The organism is Parabacteroides sp. AF48-14 (genome assembly GCF_003477465.1).
Taxonomy (GTDB): Bacteria; Bacteroidota; Bacteroidia; order Bacteroidales; family Tannerellaceae; genus Parabacteroides; species Parabacteroides acidifaciens.
In genome coordinates this window covers 24,781-45,836 of sequence record NZ_QUDI01000042.1, presented here as the reverse complement: position 1 = coordinate 45,836, position 21,056 = coordinate 24,781, and the positions used below count along the sequence as shown (strand labels likewise).

Here is a 21,056-nt window from a genome sequence, read left to right as displayed (position 1 = left end):
TGCGTCAATGTGATAAAAATCATCAAGTGTACGGCAGGTCACCGGGGATGTGTCCATATGTCTCTTTTAAAAAAGACGCAAACTCCTGCGAGTAGCGGGTACCTTCGGCAGCTATTTTTAGGGGCAAAATGAAACTCTTGCCGGTGCGAGTGTCAATCCACTTACGACGCCGGAACAGAAGGATTACCTTGTGGTCACGGATTGGGAAATCTGTGATGGATACTGCCGGGATAAAACCTTTGGATTCGAAGTGAACATCTTTACGTAAGGTCTCATACAACTTCTCATCGAGATGGATGTGAATCTCGGTCTCATTACTTTCTACCTTGACTATATCGAATGACTCGAGTACTTCGCAGGGAAGAACTATTTGCGCTAATGATAATAATGTCGGATCTGTCATGAGACAAATGTAAGCATTGTAAGGAAAATGTAAAAGAACTACCCCCAAGAAATATCGGGTGAGCTGGTTTTGCGCCGGAAGAATACATAATACAAGTCTTTGCCATAACGGTTAAAACGTTTTTGGGTAATGGGTGAAAGTCTGTAATGGGGAATTTCAGGTATTGTATAGACGAAATCAAGTATATCGTCTACAAGCATATCTGCATATTCTACATTAGAATAATAGTCTTTTTCAAGTAATGTGTCAGTTAAATCCAGCAAGTATTCTTTTATGCTAACAGGAATCAGGACATTATTTCGCCGGTTTATATTTTGCATAGCGTTTTCTTATCTCTTCTTTCATTAGTTTACGGAACTCTTCTACAGTCAGTCCGTTTTCCCAGTCCCTCTCGAATTCGAGTTTTAGGCGTTCCTCTCTTGATAAGGTCTGGACGGGATGTTCGTTTTGGTATGTTGTTGTGTTCTGCATATCTTAATATGTTGTTGATTTAGTATCTTATAGATGCAAAGATAGATTAATAACTCTATATATCGCTAATTTTCACCGGATTTTTCCCTATTTTTGCGCGTGTTTGTCAAATGCATTTGAAATAGACATAAATGGATAATAAATATATACGAAATTCATTCCGCTTGTTGTATGGAATGCTGTTGCTGGTTGTCATCTATTCGTGTGCCAATATCGGTAGTCCGAACGGGGGGCCTTACGACGAGGACCCGCCTAAGTTCGTGAGCAGCACGCCTGTTCCGAACCAGGTTAATTACAAGGGGAAGAAGATCGAGATCCTGTTTGACGAACTGATACAAATCGACAAACCTTCGGAAAACGTGATTATCACGCCTCCCCAAATGGAACTGCCGATCATCCGTTCTGCCGGTAAGAAGGCGGTGATCGAACTGAAAGATACGCTGAAGGAGAACACCACTTATACGATCGACTTCACGAACTCTATCGCTGATAACAACGAGAAGAACGTTTACGAAAACTTCTCGTTCGCCTTTTCCACCGGTGATGTGATCGACACGCTCGAAGTATCCGGCGTGCTTCTGAACGCGGAAAACCTCGAGCCGATGCCCGGCATTACGATCGGTCTGCATAGCAACCTCGAAGATTCGGCCTTTGTCAAATTGCCTTTCGACCGCACTTCACGCACGAACGACAAGGGGCAGTTCACGATCCGCAACATCGCCCCCGGCACGTATCATATCTTTGCCCTGAACGATGTCAACCGCGACTATAAGTTCGACCAGCCCGGCGAAGATATCGCCTTTTTAGACTCCGTTATCGTTCCAACCTTTGAGCTGACCTCCCGGCAGGATACCGCCTGGAAGGACAGTCTGACGATCGATACGATCCGTACGGTCGGCTATACCCGCTTCATGCCGGATAACATCGAACTCCGCCTCTTTAAGGAGAAGTTTGAGCGCCAGTATATGGTGAAGCCGGAACGTCCGGACGAGAAATACTTCACGCTCCGCTTCAACTCGAAGTTGGATACCGTTCCGGTGCCCGTCCCCATCAACTTTACTCCGGAAGACAGCGCCTGGTATTTCGTCCAGCAGACGGAAGGCGGCTTGGCTGTCAACTATTGGCTGGCCGATTCGACTGTCTGGAAGCAGGACACGCTGCAGGTGCAGGTCTCTTATCCGAAAAGCGATTCCCTGAATATCCTCCGTCCGCAGACCGACACCGTGCAAGTAGTCATGCGTCGCCGCCCGGCAGAAAAGAAAAAGAAGAAGAAAGACGAGCCCGAACCGATCGATTTCCTCGGAATGCAGGTGAACGCTTCCGGCTCGATGAATCTGTTCGATACGATATCCGTTACGTTCTCCGAACCGGTGCTGGATATCAACGAAGATATGTTCTTCCTCGACCAGAAGGTCGATACCGTTTGGAATGCCGTCGATTTCGAGTTCTTCCCCGATACGACGAACAGCCTGAACTTCTTTATCAAACGTCCCTGGAAGTACGGGGAGGAATATCGCATAGAAGTGGACTCGGCTGCTATCACCAGCCTTTACGGCAAATGGAACAACTTCTTCACCAGCGAGTTTAAGATCAAGAAAGAAGATGAGTACGGCCATTTCTATCTCAATATCGTCGGTGTGGACACAACTGCCTTTGTCGAGTTGCTGAGTTCGGGAGATGCCCCGGTCCGCAAGGCGAAGGTAAAAGACGGCGGTGTCCTCTTTATGGACCTGAAGCCCGATAAATATTATGCCCGCATCATCATCGACACGAATGATAACGGTGTCTGGGATACCGGTAATTATGCCGAAAAGCGGCAACCCGAGAAGGTGTATTATTCACCCAAGATGTACGAGATCATGCAGAACTGGCAGGTGGAAGAGACCTGGAATGTCACCTCGACCCCGTTAGCCAAGCAGAAACCTCTTGAGATAACGAAGAATAAGCCTAAAGAAGTAACCAAGAAGAAAAGAAACTACAAAGATGAAAGTCAACAATCATCGTCAAGGAATAATAGCGGCGGCAATATGGGAATGCCGTTCTAAAGTAGCCTGCCTGTGGCTGGTGCTTTTGCTTTTGTTGTTTGCCGCCGTGACGGAAGCGCAGACGATTCCTGTCAGGGAACGGTTCAGTCCCGGAGAGAAGGTGCAGTATGAGCTGTACTTCAAGTGGGGACTCCTGATGCCCCGTGCAGGCCATGCCACTCTTTCCATCCAGGATGCGGAATACGAAGGAAAGCCTTCCTACCACTACCGCCTTCTTTTCGCTACATCCGGTATTATCGAGAAGCTCTACAAGATGCGTGACACGCTCGATTGCCATTTCTCTTCCGATATGCTGCTGCTCCGCAGTGAGAAACGCGTGAACGAGAATGACTATTACCTGATCGACGATATTCGTTTCTCGTACGACAACAAAAAGATATTCGCCCATTCCCACCGCTATACGCCTTCCCGCACGAAGATCGACACGATGCTGGTTTCGGAAGACCCTTATATGTTCGATATGCTGGGCGCGACGATGTTCCTGCGCTCCTTAGACTGGCATACGATGAAGACGGGCGACACTTTCCCCTTCCAGGTGGCGATCGGCCGGGACCGCATCAATATCAGTTTCCGTTACACCGGACAGCAGATTGTCGAGCGGACCGAGACGCTGAAATACCGTACCCGCCATTTCTACATCGACATCTACGACGATGCCTTTACCCAGAGCAAGGAAGCTGCCGAAATCTGGATCGGCGACGATGAGAACCATATCCCCATTAAGATACGCGCCAAGCTGAAGATCGGTGCCGCCGAGGTCTACTATAAGTCCTCCAAAGGCTTGCGCTATCCGCTGACTTCGCGGGTAGAGATAAAGAGAAGGGAACAATATTAAGTTACCCGCGTGGCTTTGTGGGTAAAGCAATCGTGAAACACGTTTCCGCGTAAGGTTGCGAGACGACAGACAGTTCTCCGCCGTGCATCCGTACGATCTGGCGGGAGAGGCTGAGGCCGATGCCGCTTCCCGTTGCTTTGGTCGTGAAGAAAGGGACGAAGATGTCGTCCTGCAGGTCCGAGGGGATGCCCGGCCCGTTGTCCGTCACCCGTATTTCCAACTCGTTCTTTTGCTGCTTTACCTGGATGCGGATATGTCCGTCTTCCTGCCCTTCGAGGGCTTGCATGGCGTTCTTCAGCAGGTTGATCAATACCTGTGAAAGCTGTTCTTCATCCGCATAAACCGTTATCTCCGGCTGGAAAAGGTCGAGGGAGAAGCGGATCTGTTGCCGTTGCATATCCGGTTGGTGCAGGGTTTGCAGGTTTTGGAGCAGGCGGGTGAGGGAGAACGGTTTGGGTTCCGGTTTCTTCAGGTGGGCGAATTGCCGGTACGACTCGGTGAAATGTATCAGGCTTTCCCCCTGGCTCTTGATCGTGTCGAGTCCGCGGACGGTCTTGCGGACCGTCGTGTCGGTGATCTCCTCGCTGCTTTTGACGGATTCTTTTGTCCGGAAATAGGAGAGGAGCGTGCCGGAAAGCGAGACGATCGGAGCGATAGAGTTCATGATCTCGTGCGTCAGGACGCGCATCAGCCTGTCCCACGATTCATATTCCTTCCGGTGCAGTTCGCGGTCGAACTCTTTCCGTTTGTTCTCGGTCATCAGCTTGTGTATGCGGTTGAAAGCGGCATGCAGGCGGCGTTGTTCGCGGCTGCCGATGTTTTCGGGGAAGTAGAGCATGGACTCGTTGTCTTCTATCGCATCCAGGAAGAGTTGTATCCTCCGGTTGTAAACATTGAGATAGTAGACGAGATAGCTGATCATCCAGGCGGCGATAAAGAGCGCCACGACGCCGAGTATGACCGCCCGTCCCGTCACGATGCCTGCCGCGCCTAACCCGGCCACCACGACGATGGCAACGACTTGCAACAAAATACGTATGTAAAGGCGGATGCTGAACATATCGGTCGGGGGGATCAGAGGTTGAAGCGTTTCATCTTATTATATAGCGTCTGCCGGCTCACCCCCAACTGTTCGGCGGCGGCTGTCAGATTTCCCTCGTTCTGGGTGATGGCGGCCAGGATCGCCTGCCGTTCCACTTCGCCGAGATTAGGCGCTTCGCTGAAGGAAACCGCCTTGCCGGGACGGATGAAGAGGTCGGAGGCGCGTATCACATTCTTTTCGGCCAGGATCACCGCCTTCTCGATCGTATGTTGCAGCTCGCGGATATTGCCCGGCCAGTCGTAGTTCGTCAACTTCTCCACCGCTTGCGGATGCAGGCTGATCCCCGTCCGTTTATAAAGGGCGGTGTATTTCTTCAGGAAATAGTCGGCGAAAAGCGCGATGTCTTCCCGCCGGTTGCGCAAGGGCGGGATTTCGATCTGTATCGTGTTGATGCGGTAGAACAGGTCTTCGCGGAAGAGCGAGTGCGTGACCATTTCCGGCAAGTTCCGGTTCGTGGCGGCGATCAGGCGGATGTCGACCGGAATCTTCCGGTTGCTCCCCAGTCGGGTGATCTCGCGGTTCTGCAAGGCAGCTAACAGCTTGGCCTGCAATCCCAACGGCAGGTTTCCGATCTCGTCGAGGAAGAGCGTGCTCCCGTGTGCCGCTTCGAACTTGCCCGCCCGGCTTTCCCGTGCGTCGGTGAATGCGCCCCGCTCATGCCCGAACAGTTCGCTTTCGAACAGCGATTCGCTGACGGCTCCCATATCCACATGGACCATTTCGTGGCGGCTGCGGAGCGAGAGGCGGTGTATCTCGCGTGCCAACATCTCTTTCCCTGTTCCGTTCTCGCCGGTGATCAGGACGTTTGCATCCGTCTTGGCCACTTTGGTCACGACCTTGATGAGCTTCATCATGACCGGGGAATGGCCGATAATCATCGCCGGTTCGCTCGGCCGCTTCGGAGGCGGCAGCGGTTGTCCGGACTGCCGTCCCTGCAAGGCGGCGCGTATCTTTTCCAGCAGGTTGTCATTGTCCCAGGGCTTGAGCACGAAATCGGCAGCCCCGCTTTTCAACGCCTTTACCGCCAGTTCGACGTCTCCGTAGGCGGTCAGCATGATGACGGGCAGCCCCGGCGCGATCTCCTGTATCCGGCGAAGCCAGAAAAGCCCTTCGTTACCGGTATTGACGCCGGCGGAGAAGTTCATATCCAACAAGACAAGGTCGACCGGCCTGCTGTCCAGAACCGACAGGATGCTGTTCGGGTTCGAGGCAGTCTCCACCTGCTCGAACTCGTCTTCCAGGAGCAGTTCGAGGGAGGTCAGCACGCTCTTGTTGTCGTCTACTATCAGGATTGTTCCGGCTTGCATAGTCTCTTTTTCCTGTAAAGTTATCCGCTTCCGGAATACCTTGCAAGCAAGCGTCAAAATATTTGACACTTTCAGGGGATTATTCTGCGGTTGGCCGCCGCCGGCTGCCGTCCAGATTTCAGTTACATGGGAGGAAATAATGGTTTTGTTCCCATCTAAAAGGAATCGTGTCCCATGTAATCCTTGTTCGACCCGGTCGAACAGTTGTTTGACCTCCGTCGGACAGCTGTCCCACCCTCGTCGAACAGCTGTCTGACCCGGGTCGGACAAGGATTGAGACGGCGTTTGTGGGAATCAGGTGCCTGTTCTTCTGCTTTTTCATGGGACATTGTTGAAAACAGGACGGCAGGCGGTGCCGGGCAGACAGGCAGGCGGAAAGAGAAGGGCAGTGTCAAATAGTTGGACGGATAGGTGTCAAAATTTTGGACGGTTGGCGGGGAGGTCCTCTCTTATCCTGCTGATTATCCGTGCGCTACGTTTCTGGCATGCCGTTTGCATCCCTTCTTGTATGACGACAGACAGTAATATGGACATCCGCATCGAGCGCAAGTCCCGCTTTAAGAAGAAACATATATATGCCGTTGCAGGAGGGAGTTTCGTGCTGCTCTGCCTGCTCTGGTTCATCTTTCGCGACACCTCTTCTTCGCTGACGGTGGACAAGGAACGCCTCACGGTTGCCGCCGTGCAGAAGGGTGAGTTTAACGATTATATCCGCGTTATCGGGCAGGTCTTGCCGGACCGTATCATCTATCTCGACGCGATTGAAGGCGGCCGTGTGGAGGAACGCCTCATCGAAGAAGGGACGCAGGTCAAGGCGGGCGACATCATCCTGCGCCTTAGTAATCCGCTCCTGAATATCGGTATCCTGCAAAGCGAAGCAGACCTCGCCTACCAGGAGAACGAACTTCGTAACACACGCCTCAGCATGGAACAGGAACACCTCCGGCTGAAGCAGGAGCGCATCGAACTGAGCAAGGAATTGACGCGGAAGGAACGCCGGTTCAAACAGTACGGGCGGCTGTGTGAGGAGGGCCTCATCGCCCGCGAAGAGTTCCTGCAGGCGCGTGAAGACTACGAGACTGCCCGCGGACAGCTCGCCGTCGTGGACGAACGGATCGAACAGGACGCCCTTTTCCGTAGCAGCCAGCTGAAGAGCCTGGACGAGAACATCCGGAATATGAAGAAGAGCCTCGCCTTAGTGCGTGAACGACTGGAGAACCTGAAGGTGAAAGCGCCCGTGGACGGGCAGTTGGGCAACCTCGAAGCCCAGATCGGGCAGTCTATCGCCCAGGGAGAGCGGATCGGACAGGTCATCACGCCCGAACTGAAGGTCGAGGCGAAGATCGACGAGCATTACGTGGAACGCATCCTGCCCGACCTTCCCGCTAACTTCGAACGCGAGGGCAGGACGTATGATATGACGGTCACGAAAGTCTACCCGGAAGTGCGTGAAGGGCAGTTTCGTACCGACCTGCATTTTGTCTCCGGCCGGCCGGAGAATATCCGTGCCGGACAAACCTATCACCTGAACCTGCAATTGGGCGACCCGGTGCAGGCGGTGATCGTCCCCCGCGGCAGTTTCTACCAGGCAAGCGGCGGCGAGTATATGTATGTGGTCGACGAGGAAGGCAAGACGGCCCGCCGCCGCCCTGTCCGCATCGGTCGCCAGAACCCGCAATATTATGAGGTGGTGGAAGGGCTGCAACCGGGTGAACGGGTGATTATTTCCGGCTATGACTTGTTTGGGGATAACGAGAAACTAATACTAAAATGATATATTTGCGAATATGGTAGTATCAAACTATTGGAACAGTGCCCGGCGCAGCCTGGCGAAGAAGAAAGGATTCAGCGCCATCAATATAGCGGGGCTGGCGATCGGTATGGCGGCCGCCCTGCTGATCCTGACCTATGTGGCTTTCGAGTATAGCTACGACGATATGCACGACCGGCAGGAGCGCATCTTCCGTGTCGAGGCGCGTTTCTACGAGAACGGGGAGCTGACGGACGACTGGGCTTCTTCTTCCTCCGGATATGCTCCGGCGATGAAGCAGAACCTGAGCGCCGTGGAAGATTATACCCGTGTCGGCAGCCAGTACTTCCCCGAGCAGGTGGTGAAATATAACGAGCTGCTGTACCGGGAGACCGGCATCGGATATGCGGAGGCTAACTTCTTCAATTTCTTCGACTTCAAGCTGCTGAAAGGGGACAGGAACACCTGTCTGGACGGGCCGAACAAGGTGGTGATTACCGAACGCATCGCCCGGAAATACTTCAAGGGAAAGAACCCGATCGGGAAGATACTGATCTTCCGCAGCAACATCGGGGAGGAGGCTTGCGAGGTGACGGGCATCATGGAAGATATGCCGGTGAACACGCATATCCGTTATAATCTCCTGATTTCTTACAAGACGCTTCCGAAGTGGCTGGACGACTATTGGTACCGGCACGAGGTCTATTCCTACGTCTTGCTGAAGTCTGCCGGGAAGAAAGAGCAGGTGGAGCAGGAATTTCCCGCCATGGCGGAGAAATATAAGACGGAAGAGGCGCTGAAGAACAAGACTTGGGCGATCCAGCTGGTCAACCTTCGCGACATCCACCTGAACCCCCAGAAGGCCTACGAGCCGGAGGTGAAGGGAAACCGCTCTTCCATCTGGGTACTGATCTGCACGGCGCTTGCCATCCTTTGCATCGCCTGGATCAATTATATCAATATGACGGTTGCTCGCTCGATGGAGCGCGCCAGGGAGATCGGGATACGCCGCGCTTCGGGGGCGAGCCGCAGGCAGATCATCGGTCAGTTCCTGTTTGAATCGTTGCTGACGAACGGGATTGCTTTCGTCTTAGCGGCGGGATTGATGGAGGCGTTGATGCCGGCTTTCAACCATCTGACGGGACGCGCTTTGAGTTTCTCCGTTTGGTTTACGACGCCGTTGGGGGGATATTTGTTGCTGATCTTTGCGGTCGGGGTGTTCCTGTCGGGTTTTTATCCGGCGACGGTGCTGTCGGGGGTGAAGCCGATGCGCCTGCTGAAAGGGAAATTCACGCATACGCGGGGGGCGGCTATAACCCGCAAAGTGCTGGTCGTGTTGCAATATACGGCTTCCTTAGTCTTGCTTTGCGGGACGCTGATCGTCTATGCGCAATTGCAATATATGCGGAACGCCTCTTTAGGCGTGCGCGTGAACCAGACGCTTGTCCTTAAATTCCCGGCGCAATGCGAGGAGTTAGCGATGAAGTTGCAGGCATTCAAGAAGGAGGTCGCCTTGTTGCCTTCCGTGAAGGCGGTTACGGTTTCCGGCGCGGTGCCCGGGACGGAGGTGGCGGATTTCCTTTCCATCGTCCGCGAGAGCGATGTGACGAAGCAGACGCGCCTGTTAGAGATGCTGAGCTGCGACGAGTATTTCCTGAATGCTTACGGCCTGAAGTTTGTGGCCGGACGGGGGTTCTCGGAGGATTACGGGGGAGATGTCTATAATATCGTCCTGAACGAATCGGCGGTCCGCACATTAGGTTTCGACTCGCCGGATGCCGCTTTGGGACAACGCCTGTCTGTCGAGACGGTCGACCGCCCGATGCAAATTATCGGGGTGGTGAAGGATTACCACCAGCAATCCCTGAACAAAGACTATACGCCCATCTTGTTCGCCCTGCACGAGAAGCTGAGTTGGATGAAGCAGCGTTATATCTCGGTTGTCCTGGAGAGCGGTAGTCCGCGCGATCTGGTGAAGCAGACGGAGGCGGTGTGGGAGCGTTATTTCCCGGATTCCAGCTATGATTACTTCTTCCTCGACCAGTTCTTCGACCAGCAATACCGGCAGGATGAGGTGTTCGGGCTGATCGTGGCGTTATTTGCGATATTGGCGATCTTTATCTCTTGCATGGGGTTAGGCGTGCTGGTCATGTTCTCCTGTTCGACCCGTACGCGGGAAATGGGGATAAGGAAGGTCCTGGGCGCTTCCAATATGCAACTGTTCTATGAGTTAGGACGCGAGTTCTTCCTCTTGATTGCCATTGCGATCGTGATCGCCCTTCCGCTTTCGTGGCTGATCATGAGCGGTTGGCTGAGCCATTACTCGTTCCGTACGGATTGGAAGGCCTGGTTCTTTGTCGTCCCGGTGATTCTGTTGTGTGTGATCTCTTTATTGACCATCGGTTGGCAGACCGCCAAAACTATCTTCAGCAAGCCTGCCCGCTCTTTGCGCTACGAGTAAATAAAAGAATGTACGCTATTTGCTTATCTGACGGCAATAGCGTACATTTGTCGTGTATCAATAACAAAGAAAGGACATTCATTATGACGCAGTTGGAATTGCAGGCACGCAAACTGAACCTGATACAGGATATCATCAATACGATCGACAACGACGAACTGATGAGCCGCCTGGAATCAGCTTATAAGCGGTTGAAGAATTCTGCCGCCGGACAGCATCGTCCTTGCGCTTATACGCTCGAAGAGGTGAATGAGCGGTTGGATGAAGCCGAAAAGGCAGATAAGGAGGGACGTTATATCAGCCATGAAGATATGCTTAACGAAGTAGAATCATGGTGGAAATAAATGTAAACCTTATTCTATCGCCGCAAACGGCAACTCCGTATCCTTTCTGTAACCCGTTCCGTTGAAGGTGGCGATGAGGTCGCCGGCTTCGTTGGTGATGCGTACTTCGCAGTTTGCAAGCCGTTTGTGACTGAAAGCTTCGCGGGCTTCGGCATAGAGGAAGCCTTTGCTTTCGGCTTTGAAGAAGTTGATGCTGGAAGTGATCGAGAGCGTCAGCCGTGCATGGCTGTTCGTCGCGGCGGCAAAAGCAAGATCGGCAAGAGTGAAGATCGCTCCGCCCTGGCATACTCCGCCACCGTTCAGATGTTCCGGTTTTATTTCCATCCGGGCTTTCGCATAACCATTACCGGTTTCCAACAGTTCTACACCGGCCAATAGGGCGAACTTGTCGCCTTGAAGAAATTCGTTTATTGTCATAATTATAGTATAAGAAATAATGAACTACCTCGTTCCCGCGCTCCGACGCGGGATCGCAAAATAACCAGCCATATCCACTTGCAAATGATGATTTAACGATGTCAGGATAACGGCCTCGTAGGGGTGGTCCCAAACCCGGCCCAAAGCCCTGTAAGGGCGACAGATTATAGCCCAAGGCGTGAGCCTTGGGTTTAAATAGGACCACCTCCTATCTTCGAGCCCTGTAAGGGCGATACATTGTGACACAGGATGTTACCGGTGCCGCCCTTACAGGGCTTAAAGAGGGTAGGAAGCCGTTTCCCTTAACCCAAGGCTCACGCCTTGGGCTGAGATCTGCCGGGCTTACAGCCCTAAGACAATGTCGCTAAATCATCATTTATGGTTCAATATAAAACCTGTTCCTTTGCGATCCCGCGTCGGAGCGCGGGAACGGGATAGTTCAGTTCTGTCAAATATCGAATGTCCGCCCTGTCAACTCAACTTCCATTCTGCGCCGTCCTTCGTGTCTTTGATTTCGAAGCCGAGGGCGGTCAGTTCGTTGCGGATTTTGTCGGATGTGGCCCAGTCTTTGTTGGCTTTGGCCTGCTGGCGGATGGTCAATAACAGATCCATCGCTTTGCCGAATGCCTCATAGGAGCCTCCGCCGGCTGAGGCTGCTTCGTCTTTCATTCCGAGGATGTCGAAGACGAAGGTATGGAAGACGTCCTGAAGCTCTTTCAGGTCTTCGGCCGAGATCGTAGCCTTGCCGTCCTTCACGGAGTTGATGGCGCGTGTGGCATCGAACAGGTGGGCGATCACGATCGGCGAGTTGAGGTCGTCGTTCATGGCGTCGTAGCACCGGCGGCGCAGGTCTTTCACGTCGACCGTCGAGGCGTCGGATGCTTTCAACTTCATCAGGTGGTTGTAGGCATCCATCAGACGCTCCAGACCCTTTTCGGCGGCTTGCAAGGCTTCGTTGCTGAAGTCTACCGTGCTGCGGTAATGCGCCTGGAGGATAAAGAAGCGGATCGTCATCGGTGAATAAGCCTGATGCAATATCTTGTTGCTACCCGTAAAGAATTCGTCCAACGTGATGAAGTTCCCCAACGACTTACCCATCTTCTGTCCGTTGATGGTGATCATGTTGTTGTGCATCCAGTAGTGGACCATGTCGTCTCCTTGCGAAGCTACCGCCTGTGCGATCTCGCATTCGTGGTGCGGGAAGATGAGGTCCATGCCGCCGCCGTGGATATCGAAATGTTCGCCTAAGTACTTCTTGCCCATCGCCGTACATTCGCAGTGCCAGCCGGGGAAACCGTCGCTCCAGGGAGAAGGCCAGCGCATGATGTGTTCCGGCTGTGCACATTTCCAGAGGGCGAAGTCGATCGGGTTATGCTTCTCGTCCTGCCCGTCCAGAGCGCGGGTCGTGTTCAGCATATCGTCGATGTTGCGGCCGGAAAGGACGCCGTAGTTATGATCCTTGTTATATTTCTCCACGTCGAAGTAGACGGAACCTTCGCTCTCGTAAGCATATCCGTTGTCCAGGATCTTCTTCACCAGTTCGATCTGTTCGATGATATGTCCGGATGCATGCGGCTCGATGCTGGGTGGCAAGACGTTGAGCGCTTCCATCGCATGATGGTAACGGTTCAGGTAATACTGCACCACTTCCATCGGCTCCAACTGTTCGAGGCGGGCTTTCTTGGCAATCTTGTCTTCGCCGTCATCCGCGTCGTGTTCGAGGTGGCCGACATCGGTAATGTTGCGTACGTAACGTACTTTGTATCCTATATGAGTCAGGTAACGGAACAGCAGGTCGAAGGTGATGGCCGGGCGTGCATGTCCCAGATGCGCATCGCCGTAAACGGTCGGACCACAAACATACATTCCCACATGCGGCTCGTGCAGCGGGATGAACTGTTCCTTTTTTCTTGTGAGCGTGTTGTAAATACTTAATGGATGTTCCATATCTATTTATTTTTAAGAGGGGCAAATATAGGAATAATCTCTGCCTTTGCCAACCTGTCGGGAAGGTATTTACGCGATTAATTACGGATAGGGTACAGATTATCGAGGGGAATGGCCGCAGATTAAAATAATAAATTGATATATTTGTTCCCGAATTGTAAAATAGGATCAACACATAAGATACTTGCCATGAAACTAAAATCATCTTTTATACTCACATTTATGCTGGCAGTTCTGCTGACAGCCTGTGGCGGTCAGTCGTATAATCTTGCTGATTATGGCCTAAAACCGGACAGTAAGGAAAACGCATCCCCCTTGATTGCGAAAGCTTTGCAGGAGATCGCTGCGACGGATCACCCGGATGGTGTCACAATCGTTTTGCCGAAAGGGCGTTACGACTTCTATCCGGAAGGGGCTTCCCTTCGTGAGTATTTCATCTCCAACCATGACCAGGACAATCCCAAGTCCGTAGGGCTGCCGTTCGAAAACATGAAGAACGTTGTCTTTGACGGGCAGGGTTCGGAACTGATTTTTCATGGGCGGATGCTTCCCGTTTCCTTAGTGGGTTCGGAGAATTGCACGTTGAAGAACTTCAGTATCGACTTCGAGAATCCGCATATCAGCCAGGTTAAGGTGTTGGAAAACGATACGGTGAACGGTTTGATCACCTACGAGGTGGCGCCTTGGGTACAGTATGAGATACGCGACAGTAACTTTGTCGCCAAAGGGGAAGGCTGGGAACATATTCCTGCCTGGGGAATCGCTTTTGAAGGAGATACGAAACGGCTGGTCTATACCACCAGCGATATTGGCGTAGGTAGCAGGCATGTGGCAGAGATCGCTCCCCGTAAGATACTCGCCTCCTGGAAAAACAAGAAACTGATACCGGGAACGGTTGTCGTTTTCCGTGGGTACGGCCGTCCGACTCCGGGCGTTTTCATGTACCATAATACCAATACGGCATTGGAGAATATACAGGTCCATTATGCTGAAGGGATGGGTTTGCTGGCACAGATGAGCGAGAATATCACGTTGGATCGCTTCTCGGTCTGCCTGCGTGGCAAGGATGATCCGCGTTACTTCACGACACAGGCGGACGCCACTCATTTTTCCGGATGCAAGGGACTGATCCGCTCTGTCGGCGGTTTGTACGAGGGGATGATGGACGATGCGATCAATGTGCATGGCACTTATCTGAAGGTGCAGCAGCGTGTCGACGACAAAACGTTGGTGGGCGAGTATATGCACGGTCAGTCATATGGTTTCGAATGGGGGCGTCTGGGTGACACCGTCCAGTTTATTGATTCCAAAACAATGGAGATATTGGGAGAGCGGAATAAGGTGACGGCTATCCAGGCTGTCGACAAGCCGGATGATCACGGTGCCAAGCTGTTCCGCATCACATTTGAGAAGCCTGTCGATCCTGCGATCTGCGAGGCCGGAACGTATGGTATCGAGAACCTGGAATGGACGCCGGCGGTTTATTTCGCCGACAATGTGATTCGTAATAACCGTGCCCGCGGTTCACTGTTCAGCACGCCTAAGCGGACTGTTGTGGAAAATAATGTCTTCGACCATACCTCCGGTACGGCTATCTTGCTGTGCGGCGATTGCAACGGATGGTTCGAGACGGGGGCTTGCCATGACGTATTGATCCGGAATAACCGGTTTATCAACGCGTTGACGAATATGTTCCAGTTCACCAATGCCGTAATATCCATCTATCCGGAGATACCCGACCTGAAAGACCAGAAGAAGTATTTCCATAGCGGTATCGTGATTGAGAACAACACGTTCGATACTTTTGACGCCCCGATCCTGTATGCGAAGTCGGTCGACGGACTCGTCTTCCGTAATAACGTGATCCGGCAGAACCAGGATTATCCAGCCTTCCACTGGAACAACCACCGCTTCTTCTTCCAACGTGTGATTAATGCGGAGATAAAGGATAACCAGTTCGACGGAGGGTTCGATGAGGCGCGGGATATACTGAATGAAGAATAAGTTTCCCCCTTTTCATTTTATTCTTCTATTAATTCATATTGAAAATAACTGTTATCTCCATAATATAAGAGTAAACATCCATCATAATATGTCCATGAATATATTGACCTCAATGTGTCCATATACTGATTGCCGAACTCGCTCTCTCCGAGGTCTGTCCCAAATATATCCGTTAAATAGATGGTGCGGATACGCTATTGCTGCGGATAAAGGTTATTGGCCCGGTTGCCGGAATCCTCTGTGGCTTTTGTCTTATGATAAATATAGTTCTCGTTTATATTATACAAAGGTAATACAAAAGAGCCTAAAAAAAGAGGGAAGGTTATACAAAAAGAAAGCGTATCTCGTTATATTATCATACATTTGTAGAGAAGAAAAGATAAAACTATGGCAGTAAAGAAAGACAGAGTACTTTGGGCGGACGATGAGATAGATTTGTTGAAACCTCATATCCTTTTCCTGCAAGACAAGGGGTATGAAGTGGTTCCGGTGATCAGCGGGCAGGATGCCATTGAATGCTGCAAGGAGGAATCATTCGACATCATTTTTCTGGATGAGAATATGCCGGGTCTGACCGGGCTGGAAACACTGGCCCAGATCAAGGCGATCAATCCGGACCTCCCTGTCGTCATGGTTACCAAGAGCGAGGAAGAGAGCATCATGAACCAGGCTATCGGCAATAAGATCGCCGACTACCTGATCAAACCTGTCAACCCGAACCAACTGCTTTTGTCTATCAAGAAGAATGTCCACAAGAATGTGATTATCTCTGAGACGACGACTGTCGGCTATCAGCAGGAGTTCGGCCGTATCGGCATGCAGATCAACGACTCGCTGACGACCGACGACTGGATGGAGGTCTATAAGAAACTCGTCTATTGGGAACTTGAGTTGGAAAGCAGCCAAGTACCGATGACCGATATGCTCCGGATGCAGAAACAGGAGGCGAACAATGCTTTCGGTAAATTTGTCAAGAAGAATTATGTGGACTGGATTCAGAACCCGGCCGAACGCCCGTTGATGAGCCCCGACCTGTTCAAGAAAAAGGTGTTCCCGATGCTCGATAACGACGAAAAGGTGTTCTTTATCCTGATCGATAACTTCCGCCTCGACCAGTGGCGTGAGGTGAAAGACCTGCTTGCCGAATATTTTACTTTCGACGAAAGCCTCTACTACAGTATCCTGCCGACCGCGACACAGTATGCCCGCAACTCGATATTCTCCGGCCTGATGCCGCTACAGATCGAGAAAATGTTCCCCGAGCTTTGGGTGGACGAAGACAGCGAGGAAGGCAAGAACCTGAACGAAGCGCCGCTTATCCAGACGCAAATCGAACGGTTCCGCAAGAAATATACGTTCTCCTACCATAAGGTGCACGACTCGCAGTATAACGACAAGTTGCTGAATATCGTTCCTTCCCTCCTGAATAACCAGTTGAATGTGGTTGTCCTTAACTTTGTCGATATGCTTTCGCATGCCCGTACGGAAAACAAGATGATCCGTGAACTGGCCCAGAGCGAAGCGGCTTATCGCAGCCTGACGCGTTCCTGGTTCCAGCATTCCGGCACGTTGGAACTCTTCAAGCGTATAGCCGGGAAAGGCTACCGGGTTATCGTTACGACCGATCACGGGACGATACGTGTGGATAACCCCCTGAAGGTGATAGGCGACAAGAATACGAACACCAATCTCCGCTATAAGGTCGGTAAGAACTTGAATTACAACCCGAAGGAAGTGCTCGAAATCCGCTATCCGGACAAGGTCGGATTGCCCTCCCCGAACCTGAGCAGCAAGTATATATTTGCGATGAATAATGATTTCTTCGCCTATCCGAATAATTATAATTACTACGTTTCTTACTATAAGAATACGTTCCAGCATGGCGGCATTTCGATGGAAGAGATGCTGGTCCCTTTTATTACGATGATGCCAAAATAATTGAGAATTGAAAATTGAGAATTGAAAATTGCATTAACTTTGCAACGGAATTCAAATTTTCAATTTTCAATTCTCCATTTTCAATTATAAAGTTATGAGCGTAATTAAAATCGACAGTTTAGATACGATCCGCCAGGCCGCGAAAGCGTTTATCGCCGGGATGGACGACCGTACCGTTTTCGCTTTTCGCGGAAGCATGGGCGCAGGAAAGACTACCTTTATCAAAGCTATTTGCGAAGAATTGGGTGTGGAGGATGTGATCAACAGCCCGACGTTCGCCATCATCAACGAATATCGCAGCGATACGACCGGCGAGCTGATCTACCATTTTGACTTTTACCGCATCAATAAACTGAGCGAAGCGGAAGATATCGGCACGGAAGATTATTTCTACAGTGGCGCGCTCTGCTTTATCGAATGGCCGGAAAAGATTGAGGAACTCTTGCCGGGCGATGTAGTGGAAGTTGCCATTACGGAGAATCCCGACGGATCGCGTACCGTAGAAGTCAAGTAAGCGATGGAACCTACCGAATATTTTATCCTGATTCTCTTTATCGCATTGGGGGCTTTCTCCATTGTCGCTGCCATCCTGAACCTCGAATGGTATTTCCAGACCAGCGGAGCCATGACGTTTGTCCGCTGGCTGGGTCGCAAGGGTGCCCGTATCTTTTATGCCCTGTTAGGGTTGGGGTTGATTGCTTGCGGGGTGGCAGGACTTGTCTTTTGGAGTTAAACTATCGCAAAGTCCAACTGTTTTCTTTCCAGGTTCGCCTGTGCCACTTTGACTGTGATGGAATCTCCCAAACGGTATATGCGTCTTGTTTTACGGCCTAACAGGCAGTAGTTTTTATCGTCGTACTCGTAGAAATCATCATCGAGGTCACGTATCGGGACAAGCCCTTCGCATTTATTGTCATTCAGTTCCACATACAAGCCCCATTCGGCTACGCCGGAAACCTTGCCGTCGAATACCTGCCCTAACTTATCTTTCATAAATTCCACCTGTTTGTACTTGATGGAAGCGCGTTCGGCACTGGATGCCAGGATTTCCATTTCGGAACAGTGTTTGCAGAGTTCTTCATACTTGCTTTTGATCACACTGCGCCCGCCCGCCAGATAACGTTCCAGTAAACGGTGTACCATCATATCCGGATAACGGCGGATCGGGGAGGTGAAGTGTGTATAATAGTCCATTGCCAATCCGTAATGCCCGACATTATCTGTCCCGTAAAAGGCTTTCTGCATGGAACGGATAGCTAATGTCTCCACCAGATTCTCTTCCGGTTTGCCCTGTACGGTCTCCAATAAGCGGTTGAAGCTCTTGGAAATGTCCGTTTTACTTCCTTCTGTACGTACCTTGTGACCGAATCGGCTGATGAATGCGGAGAAGTCTCTCAATTTCTCAGGATCCGGCTGTTCATGAACACGGTAGACGAATGTTTTCTTTGTCTTATTCTTGGTTTTTCCGACGAATTCGGCTACTGTACGGTTGGCCAGTAACATGAATTCTTCGATCAGCTTATTGGCTTCTTTTGACTCTTTGATATAAGTACCCAATGGTTTACCTGTCTCGTCGATATCGAATTTGACTTCGAACCGATCGAATGCGATAGCTCCGTCCTTGAAACGCTTTTCACGTAATTTTTGTGCCAGGCTATTGAGCGCCAGGATTTCTTCTTTGTAATCGCCTTCTCCTGTCTCGATCACTTCCTGCGCTTCTTCGTAGGCGAAACGGCGGTCGCTCTTGATGATCGTACGGGCGATATGGAATTGCTGGACTTCGGCGTTTTTATTTAATTCGAAGATAGCCGAAAAACAGAGTTTCTCTTCGTCCGGACGGAGTGAACATATCTTGTTGCACAAGCGTTCGGGCAACATCGGGATGGTACGGTCTACCAGATAGATGGAGGTGGCCCGGTCATATGCTTCCCGGTCTATCAGGCTTTCCGGTCTGACGTAATAAGTGACGTCGGCAATATGTACGCCAACTTCCCAGTTGCCATTTTCCAGAAGACGTGCGGAAAGCGCATCGTCGAAGTCTTTGGCATCTTTCGGGTCGATGGTGAAAGTCGTGATATTACGGAAGTCTTCACGTTTGGCTATTTCCTCTTCGGGGATTGCTTCCGATATCTTATCCGCCGCTTTTTCCACATTGGCCGGATATTTGTATGGGAGGTCGAACTCTGCGAGGATTGCGTTCATCTCGGCATTGTTGTCACCGGCCGCACCTAAAATGTCTACCACTTCGCCCAGCGGGTTCTTGGCTTCTTCCGGCCATTCGGTGATACGGACAATCGCCTTATCGCCCGTCTTGCCGCCTTTCAGCTTGTCTTTGGGGATAAAGATATCGTTTGCCAATGTTTTGTCTTCGGTAATCAGGAAGGCAAAGCCTTTTGTCACTTGCAGCTTGCCGGTGATTGTCCGACGTTCGCTTTCCAGGATTTCAATCACTTCACCTTCCGGATCGGCGCCTTTTCTCTTTGCATGAAGCTGTATTTTTACCTTATCGCCGTTAAGCGCATGGGCGGAGTTGCGTTCTGCCACAAAGATAGGCGTTCCGCCGTCTTCGGGGATAAAAGAGTTCTTTCCGTTCTGCCGGCGCATGAAAGTCCCGACGGCTGTTGTTCCCCAGTCGTTATAGCGGTAGCGTCCCCGGTCTATTTCGGAAATGAAGTTATCAGCGGAGAGATCATACAGGATGTCCACCACCTGCAATTTCTGCACTTGGTTAGTCACTCCTATCATACTGCTGATTTGTCGATAGTTGAAAGGTTCCTTGGGAGAAGACTTGAATACGTCGATGATGGCATTGATCATTGCCTCTTTTTTCATCCGTTTGTTATTGCTTTTGGAGCTGTTTTGCTTCTTCCCCTGTTTATTACTTTTCTTTTCAGATTTATTCTTAGTCATATTTTTATTTCAATGTTTTACAAAGTAAACAATAAATATTGAGAAGCTGTTTACATTTGTGATAAATTATGTCCGGAAGGCCTTAATTCCCGAAACTGTTGGCTGCTACTCCTTTAGCACCCGGTTTGCAACTGAAGACGCTGCCGCTCAACGGATACTTGCGGAGTTGTTCTTCGGACAGGCCGGCGCGAGCCGTTGTGATATAAAGCGTGTCCATCTTTTTACCTCCGAATGCGCAGGAGGCGACATTTGGGGCCGGAACGTTCACCTTGGCCAATAATTCTCCCGTATAAGGGTTATAACAGTAAACGCCATAGCCTCCCCATTGAGCCACCCAGAGGTGGTCCTGACTGTCGATTGTCATCCCGTCCGGCGCCCCTGTCCCTTCCGGCAGATCGACCGCAATTCCGTCAAACAGGATATCGCCGTTGTCGGGATCATAGCGGTAGCGGGCTATTTTGCCGGTCGGCGTATCGTTGTAGTACATGAATCTCTTGTTTGCTGTCCAGACGATACCGTTCGAGATCGTTACTTTTTGTAGTTTGGTGCTGATTGTTCCGTCGGGTAAAACACAATACAAGGTTCCGGCTCCTTTCGGCGCGCCAAAACCCATTGTCCCGATCCATAGACGTCCTTCCGGGTCGCATTTCCCATCGTTGCAGCGTACTTTTCCGTCTTTGTCGGGTATCGGAGCGACGGATGTCGTCTGCCCGTCAGCCAGGTTTACCCGTACGATTTCGTTTTGCAGGGCGATGATAACGGTGCTGTCGCTTTCCGGTACGACAGTGGATATCATGCGGTCGAATTTCCACGAGTCGCATTTCTTTGTGTTCGGGTGATATTCGTACAACGTCTGACCTTCAATGTCTACCCAGAATAATGTCTGGCGGTAGGGGTCCCAGATCGATCCTTCTCCGGTAGTGGCTTCGGCCTTGTAGGCCAATTCAGCCGGAATGATTTCTACTTTAGGCGAACAGGATATTGCCGTGATTAAAATAGAGAATAAAGTTAGTATGTTAATAAGAAAATGCTTCATGATACAAAATGCCGGTTTTAGTTCGTGATAGAGATATTTGATGCAAATATATTAAATTAATCCTGATTACCAGACATATTTATATG

Annotated in this window: 18 protein-coding genes; 9 read left to right on the top strand and 9 right to left on the bottom strand. The window is 51.0% G+C overall.

The window, feature by feature from the left end; genetic code table 11:
- Positions 1-22: 22 nt before the first annotated feature.
- The 3 genes from DW083_RS17460 to DW083_RS22145 are packed head-to-tail and all read right to left on the bottom strand — an operon-like array spanning position 23 to position 874.
- Entirely contained in the window at positions 23-403 is a 381-nt protein-coding gene (locus DW083_RS17460) for a hypothetical protein (RefSeq protein WP_122333273.1), read from the bottom strand.
- A 38-nt stretch (positions 404-441) separates the two neighbouring features.
- Positions 442-723, bottom strand: a complete 282-nt coding sequence (locus DW083_RS23085; RefSeq protein ID WP_122333270.1) for a hypothetical protein — start codon at positions 721-723, stop codon at positions 442-444.
- Positions 698-874, bottom strand: coding sequence for a hypothetical protein (locus DW083_RS22145; protein ID WP_158582130.1), 177 nt, complete (start codon positions 872-874; stop codon positions 698-700). Before DW083_RS22145 ends, DW083_RS23085 begins: the two co-directional genes overlap by 26 nt.
- A 131-nt stretch (positions 875-1,005) precedes the next feature.
- Here DW083_RS22145 and DW083_RS17450 point away from each other — a divergent pair, with 131 nt between their 5' ends.
- Together DW083_RS17450 and DW083_RS17445 are read left to right on the top strand one after the other, a co-directional pair.
- Positions 1,006-2,919, top strand: coding sequence for an Ig-like domain-containing protein (locus DW083_RS17450; RefSeq protein ID WP_122333269.1), 1,914 nt, complete (start codon positions 1,006-1,008; stop codon positions 2,917-2,919).
- Complete coding sequence (locus DW083_RS17445; protein ID WP_122333268.1) at positions 2,858-3,754, top strand: DUF3108 domain-containing protein; 897 nt, start codon at positions 2,858-2,860, stop codon at positions 3,752-3,754. Before DW083_RS17450 ends, DW083_RS17445 begins: the two co-directional genes overlap by 62 nt.
- A gap of 1 nt (position 3,755) precedes the next feature.
- On the opposite strand, the gene DW083_RS17440 is transcribed toward DW083_RS17445, so the two are convergent.
- A complete protein-coding gene (locus DW083_RS17440) occupies positions 3,756-4,814 on the bottom strand; it encodes a PAS domain-containing sensor histidine kinase (protein ID WP_122333267.1) in 1,059 nt (352 codons plus the stop codon).
- Between the two features lie 14 nt (positions 4,815-4,828).
- Positions 4,829-6,163, bottom strand: a complete 1,335-nt coding sequence (locus DW083_RS17435) for a sigma-54 dependent transcriptional regulator (RefSeq protein ID WP_122333272.1) — start codon at positions 6,161-6,163, stop codon at positions 4,829-4,831.
- A 526-nt stretch (positions 6,164-6,689) separates the two neighbouring features.
- On the opposite strand from DW083_RS17435, the gene DW083_RS17430 reads away from it, so the two are divergent.
- The 3 genes from DW083_RS17430 (at position 6,690) to DW083_RS17420 (ending at position 10,718) form a co-directional block, all read left to right on the top strand.
- On the top strand, positions 6,690-7,937 hold the full coding sequence (locus tag DW083_RS17430) for an efflux RND transporter periplasmic adaptor subunit (RefSeq protein WP_122333271.1): 1,248 nt from the start codon (positions 6,690-6,692) through the stop codon (positions 7,935-7,937).
- 13 nt (positions 7,938-7,950) lie between these two features.
- Complete coding sequence (locus DW083_RS17425; protein WP_122333266.1) at positions 7,951-10,374, top strand: ABC transporter permease; 2,424 nt, start codon at positions 7,951-7,953, stop codon at positions 10,372-10,374.
- Between the two features lie 83 nt (positions 10,375-10,457).
- Positions 10,458-10,718: a hypothetical protein gene (locus tag DW083_RS17420; protein ID WP_115498388.1), complete on the top strand. Its 261-nt coding sequence runs from the start codon at positions 10,458-10,460 to the stop codon at positions 10,716-10,718.
- 9 nt (positions 10,719-10,727) lie between these two features.
- On the opposite strand, the gene DW083_RS17415 is transcribed toward DW083_RS17420, so the two are convergent.
- Both DW083_RS17415 and cysS read right to left on the bottom strand, forming a co-directional pair.
- The gene (locus tag DW083_RS17415) at positions 10,728-11,135 is read right to left on the bottom strand and encodes a PaaI family thioesterase (RefSeq protein WP_115498386.1); all 408 of its coding nucleotides are present in this window, start codon (positions 11,133-11,135) and stop codon (positions 10,728-10,730) included.
- Between the two features lie 471 nt (positions 11,136-11,606).
- Complete coding sequence (gene cysS, locus DW083_RS17410) at positions 11,607-13,082, bottom strand: cysteine--tRNA ligase (protein WP_122333265.1); 1,476 nt, start codon at positions 13,080-13,082, stop codon at positions 11,607-11,609.
- Positions 13,083-13,271: 189 nt separating this feature from the next.
- Here cysS and DW083_RS17405 point away from each other — a divergent pair, with 189 nt between their 5' ends.
- From DW083_RS17405 to DW083_RS17390, 4 genes are all read left to right on the top strand, one after another.
- On the top strand, positions 13,272-15,086 hold the full coding sequence (locus tag DW083_RS17405; RefSeq protein ID WP_122333264.1) for a right-handed parallel beta-helix repeat-containing protein: 1,815 nt from the start codon (positions 13,272-13,274) through the stop codon (positions 15,084-15,086).
- Between the two features lie 387 nt (positions 15,087-15,473).
- Entirely contained in the window at positions 15,474-17,024 is a 1,551-nt protein-coding gene (locus DW083_RS17400) for a PglZ domain-containing protein (protein ID WP_115500739.1), read from the top strand.
- Between the two features lie 94 nt (positions 17,025-17,118).
- Positions 17,119-17,538, top strand: a complete 420-nt coding sequence (gene tsaE, locus DW083_RS17395; protein ID WP_115500740.1) for a tRNA (adenosine(37)-N6)-threonylcarbamoyltransferase complex ATPase subunit type 1 TsaE — start codon at positions 17,119-17,121, stop codon at positions 17,536-17,538.
- A gap of 3 nt (positions 17,539-17,541) precedes the next feature.
- On the top strand, positions 17,542-17,757 hold the full coding sequence (locus tag DW083_RS17390; RefSeq protein WP_122333263.1) for an immunity 17 family protein: 216 nt from the start codon (positions 17,542-17,544) through the stop codon (positions 17,755-17,757).
- Here the strand turns inward: DW083_RS17390 and rnr are convergent.
- Both rnr and DW083_RS17380 read right to left on the bottom strand, forming a co-directional pair.
- Positions 17,754-19,934 carry a ribonuclease R gene (gene rnr, locus DW083_RS17385; RefSeq protein ID WP_122333262.1) on the bottom strand — a complete coding sequence of 727 codons (2,181 nt, stop codon included), beginning with the start codon at positions 19,932-19,934 and terminating at the stop codon, positions 17,754-17,756. The genes DW083_RS17390 and rnr overlap by 4 nt on opposite strands.
- 82 nt (positions 19,935-20,016) lie before the next feature.
- Positions 20,017-20,970 (bottom strand): SMP-30/gluconolactonase/LRE family protein, encoded by a 954-nt coding sequence (locus DW083_RS17380; protein ID WP_115500743.1) that lies wholly within the window; start codon positions 20,968-20,970, stop codon positions 20,017-20,019.
- Positions 20,971-21,056: the final 86 nt, after the last annotated feature.